At 71.5% G+C, this 14,820-nt stretch carries 16 protein-coding genes; 12 read left to right on the top strand and 4 right to left on the bottom strand.

The features are described 5' to 3' along the window. Nucleotides 1-61: 61 nt before the first annotated feature. The 7 genes from ACFVVO_RS12980 to ACFVVO_RS13010 all read left to right on the top strand — a co-directional run bounded on the left by ACFVVO_RS12980 (nucleotide 62) and on the right by ACFVVO_RS13010 (nucleotide 5,286). Complete coding sequence (locus ACFVVO_RS12980; RefSeq protein ID WP_390054323.1) at nucleotides 62-1,147, top strand: SchA/CurD-like domain-containing protein; 1,086 nt, start codon at nucleotides 62-64, stop codon at nucleotides 1,145-1,147. An 89-nt stretch (nucleotides 1,148-1,236) separates the two neighbouring features. Continuing rightward, nucleotides 1,237-1,677 (top strand): cupin domain-containing protein, encoded by a 441-nt coding sequence (locus tag ACFVVO_RS12985; protein ID WP_390054890.1) that lies wholly within the window; start codon nucleotides 1,237-1,239, stop codon nucleotides 1,675-1,677. Further along, a complete protein-coding gene (locus tag ACFVVO_RS12990) occupies nucleotides 1,674-2,933 on the top strand; it encodes a beta-ketoacyl-[acyl-carrier-protein] synthase family protein (protein ID WP_390054324.1) in 1,260 nt (419 codons plus the stop codon). The genes ACFVVO_RS12985 and ACFVVO_RS12990 overlap by 4 nt, the downstream gene beginning before the upstream one ends. A gap of 7 nt (nucleotides 2,934-2,940) precedes the next feature. After that, on the top strand, nucleotides 2,941-4,185 hold the full coding sequence (locus ACFVVO_RS12995) for a beta-ketoacyl synthase N-terminal-like domain-containing protein (protein ID WP_390054325.1): 1,245 nt from the start codon (nucleotides 2,941-2,943) through the stop codon (nucleotides 4,183-4,185). A gap of 21 nt (nucleotides 4,186-4,206) precedes the next feature. Then, a complete protein-coding gene (locus ACFVVO_RS13000) occupies nucleotides 4,207-4,461 on the top strand; it encodes an acyl carrier protein (RefSeq protein WP_366913104.1) in 255 nt (84 codons plus the stop codon). Nucleotide 4,462: 1 nt separating this feature from the next. Next, nucleotides 4,463-4,942, top strand: coding sequence for an SRPBCC family protein (locus ACFVVO_RS13005; RefSeq protein ID WP_390054326.1), 480 nt, complete (start codon nucleotides 4,463-4,465; stop codon nucleotides 4,940-4,942). Between the two features lie 20 nt (nucleotides 4,943-4,962). Then, complete coding sequence (locus tag ACFVVO_RS13010; protein ID WP_390054328.1) at nucleotides 4,963-5,286, top strand: TcmI family type II polyketide cyclase; 324 nt, start codon at nucleotides 4,963-4,965, stop codon at nucleotides 5,284-5,286. 91 nt (nucleotides 5,287-5,377) lie between these two features. Here the strand turns inward: ACFVVO_RS13010 and ACFVVO_RS13015 are convergent, their stop codons facing one another. Together ACFVVO_RS13015 and ACFVVO_RS13020 are read right to left on the bottom strand one after the other, a co-directional pair. Beyond that, entirely contained in the window at nucleotides 5,378-6,406 is a 1,029-nt protein-coding gene (locus ACFVVO_RS13015) for a methyltransferase (RefSeq protein WP_390054330.1), read from the bottom strand. A gap of 59 nt (nucleotides 6,407-6,465) precedes the next feature. Next, nucleotides 6,466-7,632, bottom strand: coding sequence for a nitrous oxide reductase family maturation protein NosD (locus ACFVVO_RS13020; RefSeq protein WP_390054331.1), 1,167 nt, complete (start codon nucleotides 7,630-7,632; stop codon nucleotides 6,466-6,468). A gap of 277 nt (nucleotides 7,633-7,909) precedes the next feature. On the opposite strand from ACFVVO_RS13020, the gene ACFVVO_RS13025 reads away from it, so the two are divergent. The 3 genes from ACFVVO_RS13025 to ACFVVO_RS13035 are packed head-to-tail and all read left to right on the top strand — an operon-like array spanning nucleotide 7,910 to nucleotide 10,517. Then, nucleotides 7,910-8,575, top strand: a complete 666-nt coding sequence (locus ACFVVO_RS13025) for a rhomboid-like protein (RefSeq protein WP_390054333.1) — start codon at nucleotides 7,910-7,912, stop codon at nucleotides 8,573-8,575. A 10-nt stretch (nucleotides 8,576-8,585) separates the two neighbouring features. Then, nucleotides 8,586-9,992, top strand: coding sequence for an NAD(P)/FAD-dependent oxidoreductase (locus tag ACFVVO_RS13030; RefSeq protein WP_390054335.1), 1,407 nt, complete (start codon nucleotides 8,586-8,588; stop codon nucleotides 9,990-9,992). A 42-nt stretch (nucleotides 9,993-10,034) separates the two neighbouring features. After that, a complete protein-coding gene (locus ACFVVO_RS13035; RefSeq protein ID WP_390054337.1) occupies nucleotides 10,035-10,517 on the top strand; it encodes a GNAT family N-acetyltransferase in 483 nt (160 codons plus the stop codon). On the opposite strand, the gene ACFVVO_RS13040 is transcribed toward ACFVVO_RS13035, so the two are convergent. Next, nucleotides 10,506-12,020 carry a DHA2 family efflux MFS transporter permease subunit gene (locus tag ACFVVO_RS13040; RefSeq protein ID WP_390054339.1) on the bottom strand — a complete coding sequence of 505 codons (1,515 nt, stop codon included), beginning with the start codon at nucleotides 12,018-12,020 and terminating at the stop codon, nucleotides 10,506-10,508. The two genes, ACFVVO_RS13035 and ACFVVO_RS13040, sit on opposite strands and share 12 nt — an antisense overlap. Nucleotides 12,021-12,137: 117 nt before the next feature. On the opposite strand from ACFVVO_RS13040, the gene ACFVVO_RS13045 reads away from it, so the two are divergent. Continuing rightward, nucleotides 12,138-12,821 (top strand): pentapeptide repeat-containing protein, encoded by a 684-nt coding sequence (locus tag ACFVVO_RS13045; RefSeq protein WP_390054341.1) that lies wholly within the window; start codon nucleotides 12,138-12,140, stop codon nucleotides 12,819-12,821. Nucleotides 12,822-12,825: 4 nt separating this feature from the next. On the opposite strand, the gene ACFVVO_RS13050 is transcribed toward ACFVVO_RS13045, so the two are convergent. Then, nucleotides 12,826-13,326 (bottom strand): hypothetical protein, encoded by a 501-nt coding sequence (locus tag ACFVVO_RS13050; RefSeq protein ID WP_390054892.1) that lies wholly within the window; start codon nucleotides 13,324-13,326, stop codon nucleotides 12,826-12,828. A 71-nt stretch (nucleotides 13,327-13,397) separates the two neighbouring features. Here ACFVVO_RS13050 and ACFVVO_RS13055 point away from each other — a divergent pair, with 71 nt between their 5' ends. Next, nucleotides 13,398-14,789, top strand: coding sequence for a M1 family metallopeptidase (locus ACFVVO_RS13055; RefSeq protein ID WP_390054343.1), 1,392 nt, complete (start codon nucleotides 13,398-13,400; stop codon nucleotides 14,787-14,789). Nucleotides 14,790-14,820: the final 31 nt, after the last annotated feature.

A 14,820-nucleotide genomic window follows, 5' to 3' on the forward strand; every position in this document is an offset into this window, starting at 1 on the left:
ACGCTGCCGTCGCGTCAGTCGCGCGGCATCGACTCTGCCCCGCGAAGGAGATGTGTACAGGATGACCACGACGTCTGAACGTCCTTCAGCAACGCCGGACCGTGAGGTGTCGAAGCGTGTCTCGCAGTCCGTCTTCGACGGCTCGCGGCTCCGGGTGGTGCTGCTGGTCGATGTCCACGACGGTGCGCAGCAGCAGTTCCTGGAGGCCTACGAGCAGCTGTGCAACCAGGTCGCGTCGGTGCCGGGCCATGTGAGCGACCAGCTCTGCCAGTCCATCGAGAACCCGTCCCAGTGGCTCATCACGAGCGAGTGGGAGAGTGCGCCGCCGTTCCTCACATGGGTGAACAGCGAGGAACACGTGCGGATGGTGGAGCCGCTGCACAGCTGTGTCCGTGACACCCGGTCGCTGCGGTTCCACGTGGTCCGCGAGACCGGTGGCGCCGCGCCGCAGGCCGAGCCGGGACAGCGCCGGCTGCAGGCTCACCCGCGCATCGGTGACGGTCTGATCCGGCACGCGCTGACCTTCACCGTCAAGCCCGGCAGCGAGGAGAAGGTCGCGGAGCTCCTCTCGGACTACGCCTCGCCCGAGGCCCGGGTGGACGACACCACGCGGCTGTGCCGGACCTCGCTGTTCATGCACGGCAACCGGGTGGTGCGGGCCATCGAGGTGCGGGGCGACCTGCTCGCGGCGCTGCGGCACGTGGCCCGGCAGCCCGAGGTGCGGGCCGTGGAGGAGGCGATCAACCCGTATCTGGAGCAGGACCGGGATCTCGACGACCAGGAGTCGGCCCGGATGTTCTTCACCCGTGCGGCGCTGCCGGCCGTGCACCACGTGAGCGCGGGCGACCACCAGGAGGGGCTGCGCCAGGCCCTGTACTACGCGGCGCGGCCGGGCCGCGGGATGCGGCTGGCGGAGCTGCTCGCGCAGGCCGACTCGGAGTCCGCGGACGACCCGGCGAGCCCGGTGCTGCGCAGCACGGTGTTCCAGCGGGACGACGTGGTGGTGCGGCTGGTCGACGTGCGTCCCGAGCAGGGTGCCGAGGCGGTGCCGCTGCGGGCGCGGGTGGCGGCCGAGGTGCGTGAGCTGCTGGACGCCGAGGCCACGCGCATGGACCTGATCACCGACCGCCGTTCGCCCGAAGCCTGATCCGGCGCTGCGGCTCCTTCCAGCACCGAGCGCCGTACGCGGCACAGACACCGGAGGATACGTTGTCCATCAAACCCCGTCCGAAAATCGTGGACCTCAGTGAGGTCGAGCCCAACGTCCGGCGAGGTGGCGACCTGCGCGCCATGCTCACCCCTGCCACGGTCGGCTCCACCAGCGGCTTCATGGGCGTGGCCATCGTGCAGCCCGGTGACCGCATCGGCGAGCACTACCACCCGTACTCGGAGGAGTTCGTCTACGTCGTCTGCGGTCAGCTGGAGGTGGACCTGGACGACGAGCCGCACACGCTGCGGCCCGAGCAGGGCCTGATGATCCCGGCACACATGCGGCACCGGTTCCGCAACGTCGGGAACGTGGAGGCGCGGATCGTCTTCCACCTGGGTCCGCTGGCGCCGCGTCCGCAGCTCGGTCATGTCGACACCGAGGAGACGGAGATCATCGGCGCCGCCGCGGTGCTCACGGAGCCGGCCGCGGCGGGTGCCGCCCACGACCGAGGTCAGGTCCGGTCATGACCCGGCGCGTGGCGGTCACTGGCATAGGCATCGTGGCTCCGGGTGGTATCGGCGTACCTGCTTTCTGGGATCTGCTTGCCAACGGCCGGACCGCGACGCGGGGCATCACCTTCTTCGATCCCTCAGGGCTGCGGTCGCGGATAGCGGCCGAGTGCGACTTCGACCCGGCGGCGCACGGCCTGGACGAGGAGCAGGCCGCGCGCGCGGACCGGTACATCCAGTTCGCCCTGGCCGCCGGGCAGGAGGCGGTCCGGGACTCGGGTCTCGACCTGTCCGCGGAGGACCCGTGGCGCGTGGGTGTCTCGGTGGGCACCGCGGTCGGCGGCACGACCCGGCTGGAGCACGACTACGTCCTGGTCAGCCACCGCGGTGAGCGCTGGGACGTCGACCACCGGGAGGCGGAGCCGTATCTGCACCGGGCGTTCTCACCGAGCACGGTCGCCTCCGCGGTGGCGGAGCGTTTCGGGGCCCAGGGTCCGGTGCAGACCGTCTCCACCGGCTGCACCTCCGGCCTGGACGCCGTCGGATACGCCTTCCACACGGTCGAGGAGGGCCGGGCCGACATCTGCATAGCCGGGGCGTCGGACTCGCCGATCTCCCCGATCACCATGGCCTGCTTCGACGCGATCAAGGCCACCTCCCCGAACAACGACGACCCCGCGCACGCCTCCCGGCCCTTCGACAACAACCGTGACGGGTTCGTCATGGGCGAGGGCGGCGCGGTGCTCGTCCTGGAGGAGCTGGAGCACGCCCGGGCCCGCGGCGCGCACGTCTACTGCGAGCTCGGCGGCTACGCCACCTTCGGCAACGCCTACCACATGACCGGCCTGACCAGCGAGGGTCTGGAGATGGCCCGGGCGATCGACACGGCCCTCGACCACGCCCGGCTGGACCCCACGGCGATCGACTACGTCAACGCCCACGGCTCCGGCACCCGGCAGAACGACCGCCACGAGACGGCGGCCGTGAAGCGGGCGCTCGGCCACCACGCCTACGACACCCCCATGAGCTCCATCAAGTCGATGGTGGGGCACTCCCTCGGGGCGATCGGGGCGATCGAGGTGGTCGCGTGTGTGCTGGCCCTCGCCAAACAGGTCGTACCCCCGACCGCGAACTACGAGATCCCCGACCCCGAGTGCGACCTGGACTACGTCCCGCGCGTCGCCCGCGACCGGAAGCTGAGCAGCGTCCTGTCCGTGGGCAGCGGGTTCGGCGGCTTCCAGTCCGCGGTGGTCCTGACCCGTTCCAGGGAGTGAGGACACGATGAGTGCTCCGCATGAACGGCGCGCGGCCGTCACCGGCATCGGGGTGGTCGCGCCCAACGGAACCAGCACCGACACGTTCTGGAAGGCCACCCAGGAAGGCCTCAGCGTCCTCGACCGGGTCACCCGCGAGGGCTGTGAGCACCTTCCGCTGAAGGTGGCCGGCGAGGTCCGCGGCTTTGAACCGGCGGCGACCATCGACGAGCGGTTCCTCGTCCAGACCGACCGGTTCACGCACTTCGCCCTGGCCGCCGCCGACTTCGCGCTGGAGGACGCCCGGCTGGGGCAGGCCGACATCTCCGCGGAGCCGTACTCCATCGGGGTGGTCACCGCGGCCGGTTCCGGCGGCGGTGCGTTCGGCCAGCGCGAGCTGCAGCAGCTCTGGGGCAAGGGCAGCCGGTTCGTCGGCCCGTACCAGTCCATCGCCTGGTTCTACGCCGCGAGCACCGGCCAGATCTCCATCCGCCGGAAGTTCAAGGGCCCCTGCTCGGTCGTCGCCTCCGACGAGGCGGGCGGTCTGGACGCCCTCGCGCACGCCGCCCGGGCGGTGCGGCGCGGCACCGACGTGATCGTGGCCGGTTCCACCGAGGCGCCGCTGGCGCCGTACTCGATGGTCTGCCAGCTCGGTTACGAGGAACTGAGCACCGACCCCGACCCGTCCCGCGCCTACCGCCCGTTCACGGACGCCGCCTGCGGCTTCGTGCCGGCCGAGGGCGGCGCCATGCTCGTGGTGGAGGCGGAGACGTCGGCCCGCGAGCGCGGTGCGGACGTGCGGGCCTACGTCGCGGGCCACGCGGCGACCTTCACCGGTGCCTCCCGCTGGGACCGGTCCCGGGACGGTCTGGCGCAGGCCATCAGGCAGGCGCTGGACGAGGCCGGCTGTGCTCCCGAGGAGGTCGACGTCGTCTTCGCCGACGCCCTCGGGGTGCCGCAGGCGGACCGGGCCGAGGCCCTCGCGCTCGCCGACGCCCTCGGCGCGCACGGCACCCGGGTACCGGTCACCGCGCCGAAGACCGGCATCGGCCGGGGCTACTGCGCGGCACCGGTGCTGGACACCGCGGCGGCGGTGCTCGCGATGGAGCACGGCCTGATCCCACCCACCCCCAACGTCGCCGACGTCTGCCACGACCTCGACCTCGTGACCGGCCGCGCCCGCGTCGCCGAGCTGCGTACGGCGCTGGTGCTCAGCCGCGGACTCATGGGGTCGAACTCGGCGCTCGTGCTCCGGCACGGCGCCGCGCAGTGAGGACAGCAAAGGAGGAGAGCAATGCCTCAGATCACCGTGGAAGAACTCGCCGCGCTGATGAAGAAGGCTGCCGGGGTCACCGTCAGCCCGCAGCAGCTCCAGGACATGCCGGACACCGGCTTCGACGTCCTCGGCATCGACTCGCTCGGCCTGCTCGGCATCGTCGGCGAGCTGGAGAACGCGCACGGCACCCCGATGCCGGTCGACGCGGAGCGCTGCAAGACACCCCAGCAGTTCCTCAACCTCGTCAACAGCACCTTGATGGCAGGAGCCTGAGATGGCAGGACACACGCAGAACGAGATCACCATCGCCGCGCCGCTCGACCTGGTCTGGGACATGACCAACGACCTGGAGAAGTGGCCGCACCTGTTCAGCGAGTACGCGTCCGTCGAGATCCTCTCCCAGGAGGGGAGGAAGACGACGTTCCGGCTGACCATGCACCCGGACGACAACGGCACCGTCTGGAGCTGGGTCTCCGAGCGCGAGCCCGACCGTAAGGCCCGCACCGTGAAGGCCCGCCGGGTCGAGACCGGCCCCTTCGCCCACATGGACATCCTCTGGCAGTACGAGGAAGTCCCGGCCGGTACCCGGATGGTCTGGACGCAGGACTTCGCGATGAAGCCGGACGCCCCGGTCGACGACGACTGGATGACCGACAACATCAACAAGAACTCAAAGGTCCAGATGGCCCTCATCCGGGAGAAGATCGAGAAGGCGGCCGCCGGACGGCGTCCCGCCCCGGCCCTCGCCGACTAGCCGGAGGAAGGACCGAGCCCATGCACCAGGCACTGATCGTCGCGCGCATGGCCCCGGGCTCCGCTCCGGACATCGCCAAGGTGTTCGCGGAGTCCGACCGGGGAGAGCTGCCCCACCTCGTCGGTGTGGTGCGGCGCAGCCTCTTCCAGTTCGGCGATGTGTACATGCACCTCGTCGAGTCCGAGCGCGATCCCGGGCCCGCCATCGCCAAGGTGACCGGCCACCCCGAGTTCCGTGACATCAGCGAGCGCCTGACGGCGTACGTCAGCGCGTACGACCCGGAGACCTGGCGGTCCCCCAAGGACGCCATGGCACAGCGCTTCTACGTCTGGGAGCGCGACTGAGCCGTACGGCAGCACCCCCGGACGGCCACCGGCCGCCGGGCCCGCAGCGTCGCGGGCCCGGCGGCCGGTGGCCTGTGCAGTCGCGTCCGCGTCACGCGGGCACGTGGCAGTCGAACGCGTGCAGATACGGGTTGACCGGACGGATGTCGCCCACCTTCAGGCCCGCCGAGGTCAGTCGGCTCACCATGGAGTCGGTGGTGTGCTTGGCCCCGCCGACGTTGAGGAGCAGCAGCAGGTCCATGGCGGTGCTGAAGCGCATCGAGGGGCTGTCGTCCACCAGGTTCTCGATGACGACGACCCGGGTGCCCGGACCGCCCGCCTCGACGACGTTGCGCAGCGTGCGGGACGTGCTCTCGTCGTCCCACTCCAGGATGTTCTTGATGACGTAGACGTCGGCCTGGACCGGGATCGCGTCCCGGACGTCACCGGGCACGATCCGCGCGCGGTCGGCGAGGTCGCCGCCCTCACGCAGCCGCGGCAGGGCGTTCTCCACCACCCGGGGCAGGTCGAGCAGGCTGCCGCGCATCGCCGGGTACTTGTCCAGCAGACAGGCCACCACATGCCCCTGGCCGCCGCCGACGTCCGCGACCGACTTGGCCCCGGACAGGTCGAGCAGGGCCGCTACCTCGCGCGCGGACTGCTCGCTGGAGCGGGTCATGGCGCGGTTGAAGACGTCCGCGGACTCCGGGGCGTCCTCGTTGAGGTAGGTGAAGAACTCCTTGCCGTACAGGCCCTCCACGACGTTGTCGCCGGTGCGCACGGCCTCGTCCAGCTTGGGCCAGGCGTCCCAGGTCCACGGTTCGGTGCACCACAGGGCGATGGCGCGCAGGCTGTTGGGGTCGTCCTCGCGCAGCAGCCGGGACATGCCGGTGTGCGCGAAGGTGCCGTCCGGCCGCTCGGCGAAGACGTCGTAGCAGGACAGCGCCCGCAGCAGCCGGCGCAGCGGCTTCGGTTCGGTCTTGACCGCGGCGGCGAGGTCCTCGGCGGTCATCGGGGTGTCGCCGAGGGCGTCGGCGACACCCAGCCGGGCGGCGGCCCGGACGGCGGCGGCACAGGCCGCGCCGAACACGAGTTCGCGCAGCCGCATGGGAGGCGGTGGTGCTGTTTCAGCGGACGTCATCTGCCGTCCTCTCTCTTTCCTTGGCCTTCGTCGGTCCAGCAGTGGCAGCGCCCGTGCGGTCAGCACAGGCCCGCGGGCTTGGAAGCCCGGCAGGAGTTGCGCTCGAAGGAGTTGGTCCTGCCGGTCTCGGTGCTCACCAGGTCGGCGGGGGAGTTGTCGGCGAGCACGTTGCCGTCGACGCGGTTGTCGGTGCCGGCCACGCCCACGAAGCTCTTGAACAGCACGATGCCGCCGGACAGCGGGGACTTGCCGGAGTTGCCGGTGACCCAGTTGCGGGACACCCGGGCCTGCTCGGTGCCGGTCAGGACGATGCCGGAGCCCTTCAGGGCGGGCAGCCGCTCGGTCTTCGGGCAGGACCTGTTGTTCGCGACGACCTGGTTGGCCGTGACGTCCAGGTGACCGGCCTTGGGCTTGTTCTCGTCACCGACCACGAACACCCCGGCGCAGTTGCCGGAGACGTAGTTCCGGGCGACGGTCAGGTTCCGCAGCCGGCGCACGGTGACGCCGATCCGGTTGCCCTCCAGCCAGTTGTGCGACACCAGGGTCTGCCTGGCGTCGTAGGCGCCGGCCTCCTCCTGGATGGTGTTGGCGAGGAACACGCCCGCGTCACCGTTGCCGTGCGCGTAGTTGTCCCGCAGCAGGCTGCGCACCGACCGTTCCGCGGCGATGCCCCACACGCCGTTGTTCGCGGCGTTCACCCCGCGCACGGTCAGGCCGTCGGTCGCCATGCCGAACACCCCGGTGCGGCTGAACCTGGTGACCTTCAGGTCGGCGACGGTGACGCCCTTGACGTCCTTGGTCTTGGTGCCCAGCACACAGATGCCGTTGCCGCCCTCGGCGCAGCTCTTCACGAACTTCTTGGCGGGCTTCTTGGAGGCCTTCTTCGCAGCCTTCTTCGTGGCCTTCTTCGTGGCCTTCTTCGTGGCCTTCTTGGCGCTCGCCCTGGCGGGCTTCTTGGTGGCCTTCTTGGCGGCGGGCTCGATGACCGTCCCGGAACCCACGCCCCGCAGGGTCACGTGGGGGGTGCGGATCGTCACGCTCTCGTGGTAGGTGCCGGCGAGCACGAGAACGGTGTCGCCGGCCTTGGCGGCGTCGACCGCCTTCTGGATCGACTCGCCGGGGCGGACCACCAGGGTCGAGTGGGCGGCCACCGCAGGGGCCGCGCCCAGGCCGGTGCCGAGGAGGGCAACGGTGCACGCGAGATACGCGATGTGACATCTCTTCATATCGCGTACGGTATGGCTGGTTTATCCTTCTATGGTCGGATAGGCCATCCGGCGGCGTGTCAGGATCGGCGCGGGCGGCGGACCGGAACCGGGAGGGCCGGCCGAGGGCCCGGGACCGGTGGTGACCCGTTCGGCCCTGCCGGGCACCGCCCGCGCGATGTCACCCGGACGGCGCATCCCGCGATGAGGCGGGGACGGCCCTGCGCCGGGCCCGGCGCAGGGCCGGTGGCCGGACTCGTCAGGCGCCCCTGACCCCCTCGCGACCATACTGTCGGTTGTGAACCGGGTCATCCGCGCGCCGCGAGGGCTCCGGGCGGTCGCGGCCTATGTGCGCAGCGCCCCGGGCACCTACGTCTGGCTCACGATCCTGTTCTTCACCACCGTCGCCCTGCACCACATGTCACCGGCGTTCGAGCAGGACTTCCTGCGGCAGCGCTCGACCAACATCCACGAGCTGTCGCATAACCCCGTGCGGGTGCTGATCACCAGCGCGATGTGGATCGACAGCGGGCACTGGCTGCCGTACGCCGTGCTGTACACCGTCTTCCACGCCCAGGCCGAGCGCCGGCTCGGCACCCTGCGCTGGCTCGCGGTGTGCGTCGCCGCGCACGTGCTCGCCACGCTGATCAGCGAGCTGGCCCTGCTCCAGGCGATCCACGACCACCACGCCCCGCTCTCCGCCGTCAACTCCCTCGACATCGGCGTGAGTTACGCGCTGGCCGGGGTGATGGCGGTGCTCACCTACCGGTTCGCGGCGCCCTGGCGGTACCTGTACCTCGCCTTCCTGCTCGCCTTCTACGCCGTGCCGCTGGTCGCGAGCCGTACCTTCACCGACTTCGGGCACTTCCTGTCCGTCCTGGTCGGTCTCGCGTGTCGTCCGCTGGTCGGGGGCCGCGGAAAAGCATGGAATCCGAAGGAGACACTGGCCGCTCCCAGGGGTTAACGTCCCGGCCATGAGCAGCTCGGCAACCAGTGTCGTCAACGGTGGGATCTCCTTCTGGTACGCGGACGACGGCCTCCCCGCGGTGCGGGAGCCGCTGTCCGGGGACGCCTCGGCGGACGTCGTCATCGTGGGCGGTGGCTACACGGGACTGTGGACCGCGTACTACCTGAAGAAGGCCGCCCCCTTCCTGCGGATCACCGTCCTGGAGCAGAAGTTCTGCGGATACGGTGCCTCCGGCCGCAACGGCGGCTGGCTCTACAACGGGATCGCGGGCCGCGACCGGTACGCGAAGCTGCACGGCCACGAGGCCGCCGTACGTCTGCAACGGGCGATGAACGACACCGTGGCCGAGGTGGTCGCCGTCACCGAGGCGGAGGGCATCGACGCCGGTGTGCACCAGGGCGGGGTGATGGAAGTGGCGACCACCCCGGCCCAGTTGGCACGGCTGCGGGCCTTCCACGAGCACGAGCTGTCGTACGGCGAGAAGGACCGCGAGCTGTACGGGGCCCGGCAGACCGCCGAGCGGATCAGGGTGGCCGGCGCGGTGGGCTCGAGCTGGACCCCGCACGGCGCCCGGTTGCACCCGGTGAAGCTGGTCAAGGGGCTCGCGACGGCCGTGGAGGCGCTGGGTGTGGTCATTCACGAGTCGACCCCGGTCACCGAGATCCGGCCCAAGCACGCCGTGACCCCGTACGGCACGGTCCGCGCGCCCTACGTGCTGCGCTGCACGGAGGGCTTCACCGCCTCGCTCAGGGGTCAGCGGCGGACCTGGCTGCCGATGAACTCCTCGATGATCGCCACCGAGCGGCTCACCGACGAGCAGTGGGCGGCGATCGGCTGGGACGGCCGGGAGACGCTGGGCGACATGGCACACGCCTACATGTACGCGCAGCGCACCGCCGACGGCCGGATCGCGCTGGGCGGGCGCGGGGTGCCGTACCGCTTCGGCTCGCGCACCGACAACGACGGCCGCACCCAGGCCGAGACGGTCGAGGCCCTGCGGGAGATCCTGACCCGCTTCTTCCCGGCCCTCGCGGGCGTGCGCGTCGAGCACGCCTGGTCCGGTGTGCTCGGCGTGCCGCGCGACTGGTGCGCCACGGTCACCCTCGACCGGGCCACCGGGCTCGGCTGGGCGGGCGGCTACGTCGGCTCGGGCGTCGCCACCGCCAACCTGGCCGCCCGCACCCTGCGCGACCTCGTGCGGCAGGACTCGGGCCAGGCCGGCCGCACCGGGCTGACGGACCTGCCCTGGGTGAACCACAAGGTCCGCAAGTGGGAGCCGGAACCCTTCCGCTGGCTCGGCGTGAACGGCATGTACGCCACCTACCGCGCCGCCGACCGGCGCGAACTGCTCCGCCCGGGCACCGGTTCCTCCCGGCTGGCACGGGTGGCCGACCGGGTGGCGGGCCGTAACTGACCGGCGTGACCGGGCCGGACCCGCCCGGTTAGCCTCACCCACATGATTCGCTCCGCGACCCCCGCCGACGTCCCCGTCATCCACGCCCTGATCCGTGAACTGGCCGAGTACGAGAAGGCCCCGCAGGAGGCGCGGGCGACCGAGGAGCAGTTGCGTGAGGCGCTGTTCGGGGAGCGTCCGGCGGCGTTCGCGCACATCGCCGTGGACGAGGGGACCGGGGAGAGCGTCGGCTTCGCGCTGTGGTTCCTGAACTTCTCCACCTGGCGCGGTGTGCACGGCATCTACCTGGAGGATCTGTACGTCCGGCCCTCCGCCCGGGGCGGCGGGCACGGCCGGGCGCTGCTGACCGAGCTGGCGCGCATCTGCGCACAACGCGGTTACGAGCGCCTGGAGTGGTCGGTGCTCGACTGGAACCGGCCCGCGATCGGCTTCTACGAGGCGCTCGGCGCGCGCCCGCAGGACGAGTGGACGGTGTACCGGCTCACCGACGGGGCGCTGGCGGAACTGGCCGGCTCAGCCCACTGACTCCGGCACCGGTGTCTCGGCCGGTGCCCCGTGGCCCGGGGCCCGGGCGGTCACCATCAGCCCCGCCACCAGGCCGGCCAGCAGCATCACGCCCGCCGCCCACCAGATCGCGACCGTGTAGCCGTGCACCACGCCCGCCGGGACGACCGCGGCCTTGGACGCGGGGCCGCGCAGGTGGGCGGTGATGTAGGCGGCGCTGCTGGTGGTGGCGATGGTGTTGAGCAGGGCCGTGCCGATCGAGCCGCCCACCTGCTGGGAGGTGTTGACGGTCGCCGAGGTGACGCCGGCGTCGCGCGGGGCCACACCGGCGGTGGCGGTGGCGAACACCGGCATGAACGTCAGGCCCATGCCGAGGCCCATCAGGATCAGCGCGGGCAGGATCTCGCCGGTGTAGGAGGAGCCGACGGTCATCCGGGTCAGGAGCAGCAGCCCGGACGCGGCCAGCAGCATGCCGGGCACCATGAGCAGGCGCGGGGCCACCCGCTGCAGCAGCCGGGCCGAGATCTGGGTGGAGCCGATGATGATCGCGGCGGTCAGCGGCAGGAAGGCGAGGCCCGCCCGGACCGGCGAGTAGCCGAGGATGACCTGCAGGTAGTAGGTCATGAACAGGAACAGCCCGAACATGCCGATCACCGCGAGCATCATGGTCAGGAAGCAGCCCCCGCGGTTGCGGTCCCTGACGATGTGCAGCGGGAGCAGCGGGCTCGGCGCCCGGGTCTGCCACCAGACGAACACCGCGAGCAGCGCCGCGCCGGACGCGAACAGGGCGAGCACCAGCGGGTCGGTCCAGCCGCGCGGCTCGGCCTCGGCGAAGCCGTAGACGATCGCGACGAGTCCGCCGCAGCCGAGCAGCGCGCCGGGCACGTCGAGTCGGGCCTCGCGGTGGCCTGGGCGGTCGTGCAGCAGGGCGAAGGCGCCGAGCACCGCGACGACGGCGATGGGCACGTTGACGTACAGGCACCAGCGCCAGTTCAGGTACTCGGTGAGCAGGCCGCCGACGATGAACCCGATGGCCGAGCCGCTGCCGGCCAGGGCGCCGTAGATGCCGAAGGCCTTGCCCCGCTCGTGCGGGACGGTGAACGTCGTGGTCAGCAGGCTCAGCGCGGAGGGCGCGAGCAGGGCGGCGAAGACGCCCTGCAGGGCGCGGGCGCCGAACAGCATGCCGGAGCTGCTGGCCGCGCCACCGAGCGCGGAGGCGGCCGCGAAGCCTATGAGCCCGATGACGAAGGTGCGTTTGCGGCCCACGAGGTCGGCGATCCGGCCGCCCAGCAGCAGGAGTCCGCCGAAGGCCAGCGTGTAGGCCGTGATCACCCACTGCCGGTTGGCGTCGGACATGTGCAGGTCGTGCTGGGCCGAGGGCAGCGCGATGTTCACGATCGTCGCGTCCAGGACCACCATCAGCTGGGCGAGGGCGATGACGACCAGGCCCCACCAGCGGTGGGGATCGGCTTGTGCGGCGCCGGCGGACGCCGGCGGATCCTCACCCTTTCGGCCGATATCCATCTGGTCAGAACACCATGAATCGGTGGGTACCGCATCCGGGTGTGCCGGGGCTCCGTTGCGCGGGACCGGTTCCCGCAGGTCAGCTCGACTGTCAGTGGCACGGTGCAGCATGGGGGCATGGCGAGGAGAGCGACGGGCGCGGACGGCACACGGGTGAAGGGAGCGCGGCGGCCGGAGGTGCGGCTGCCGCCCCTGGAGCCCTGGAACGGCGGGGAACTGGAGCCGGACGGCGACTACGACGGTCTCGAGTTCCGGGCGGCGGACCTGGCCCGGCAGGACGGCGCCGGCGCCCGCTTCATGGACTGCGCGCTGACGGACTGCGCGGTGGACGAGGCGGTACTGCGCCGCGCGCGTGTGCTGGACTCGGTCCTGCGCGGCCTGCGGGGCGTCGGCACGGACCTCGCCGAGGCCACGTTCCGGGACGTGGAGCTGCTCGACCCCCGGCTGGGCGGCACCCAGTTGCACGGCGCCGTGCTGGAGCGGGTCGTGATCCGTGGCGGCAAGATCGACTTCCTCAACCTCCGCGAGGCCCGGCTCAGGGACGTGGTCTTCGACTCCTGCGTCCTGGTCGAGCCGGACTTCGCCGGGGCCCGCCTGGAGCGGGTGGAGTTCACCGGCTGCGCCCTGAAGGAGGCCGACTTCGGCGGCGCGACCCTGAAGGACGTCGACCTGCGCGGGGCCGCCCCGCTGGAGATCGTCCGGGGCCTGGACCGGCTGGCGGGGGCGGTGATCAGCACGGGGCAGCTGCTGGACCTGGCTCCGGTGCTGGCGGGTGAGCTGGGGATCAGGGTGGAGGACTGAGGGCTCAGACCACGCGGGGGAAGCGGGCCTGCAGCGTCCAGATCGCCGGGTTCTCCGACAGGTCCTCGTGCAGATCGCTCAGGTCGGCGATCAGGTCGTGCAGGAAGTCGCGCGACTCCCGGCGCAGTTCGGTGTGGGAGAAGGACAGTGGGGCCTCCTCGGCCGGCATCCAGTCGGCCTCGATGTCCACCCAGCCGAAACGGCGCTCGAAGAGCATCCGGTCGGTGGACTCGGTGAAGTCCAGCTCCGCCTGCTGCGGCCGGGAGGCACGCGAGCCCATCGGGTCCCGGTCCAGCCGCTCCGCGATGTCGCACAGCGCCCACGCGAAGTCCAGCACCGGCACCCATCCCCAGGCTGTGGACAGCTCGCGGTCCGATTTCGTGTCCGCGAGATAGACGTCCCCGCAGAACAGGTCGTGCCGCAGCGCGTGGACGTCCGCGTGGCGGTAGTCGGTCTGCGGCGGGTCCGGGAAGCGGTTGGAGAGGGCGTAGCCGATGTCGAGCACGCAGGAGATGGTGTCACGCCCCGCCACGGCACCCCCGCTCCGGTGTACGCCGCCGCCGTAGGATCGCTGACATGTCCAGATCCGCACGCCTTGTCCCGGCCGTCGCGGCCCTCCTCGCGCTCGCGCTCACCGGCACCGCGTGCGACGGCGGCGTCCGCGGCACTCCGGGCGGCTCGGGCGTGCACGACCCCTACTTCCCGAAGGCGGGCAACGGCGGCTACGACGTCACCCACTACGCCCTGACCCTCGACTACACACCGGACACCCGCCGGCTCGCCGGCAAAGCCGTGATCACCGCCCGCGCCACCCAGGACCTGACCGCCTTCGACCTGGACCTCGACGGACTGGACGTCGGCTCGGTCACCGTCGAGGGCAAGGACGCCCGCTGGAACCGCGCCGGCCGGGAACTCACCGTCCGCCCCCATGACGACCTGCGCGACGGCGAGACCTTCACCGCCACCGTCCGCTACTCCGGCACCCCGCGGACCCTCACCGACCCCGACGGCTCCAAGGAGGGCTGGCTGCCCACCGCCGACGGCGCGCTCGGCCTCGGCGAGCCGGTCGGCTCGATGGCCTGGTTCCCCGGCAACCACCATCCCTCGGACAAGGCGGCGTACGACATCACGGTCACCGTCCCCGAGGGGCTGCAGGCCGTCTCCAACGGGGAGCTGACCGGCCAGACCAGCAAGGACGGCCGGACGGCGTACTCCTGGCACACCGCCCAGCCGATGGCGAGCTACGTGGCCACCGTCGCCGTCGGCCACTACGACATCCGCCGCACCACCGGGCCGCACGGCCTGCCCGTCCTCACCGCCGTCGACCCCGGCCAGGCGAAGGCGAGCAAGGACGTCCTGGCGAAGATCCCGGAGATCCTCGACTGGGAGGAGTACAACTTCGGGCCGTACCCCTTCTCCTCCGCCGGCGCGATCGTCGACCGCCCGGGGGACGTCCAGTACGCCCTGGAGACCCAGACCCGCCCCGTCTTCCCCGGCGCCCCCGACACCGGCACGCTCGTCCACGAGCTCGCCCACCAGTGGTACGGCGACTCGGTCACCCCGCGGAGCTGGCGGGACATGTGGCTCAACGAGGGCTTCGCGACGTACGCGGAGTGGCTGTACCGGGAGGACCACGGCGGCAAGAGCGCCCAGCAGACCTTCACCGACCTGTACGACGGCGACGACGACGCCATCTGGGACTTTCCGCCGGCCAGGCCGGCCGGCGCCGCGCACATCTCCGACACCCCGGTCTACGAGCGCGGCGCGATGGTGCTGCAGAAGATCCGCCGGAAGGTCGGCGACGACACCTTCTACGACATCCTCCGGGGCTGGGCCGCCGCCCACCGCCACGGCACCGCCGACACCGCCCGGTTCACCGCGTACGTGGAGGAGAAGGCCCCGGACAAGGACTTCGGCGAGATCTGGAAGGACTGGCTCTACGGAGACGGCAAACCGGACCGCCCGTGACGGACGGTCCGGCTGCCGGAAACTCGCTTGG

The sequence above is a fragment of the Streptomyces sp. NPDC058145 genome (genome assembly GCF_042884245.1).
GTDB lineage: Bacteria > Actinomycetota > Actinomycetes > Streptomycetales > Streptomycetaceae > Streptomyces.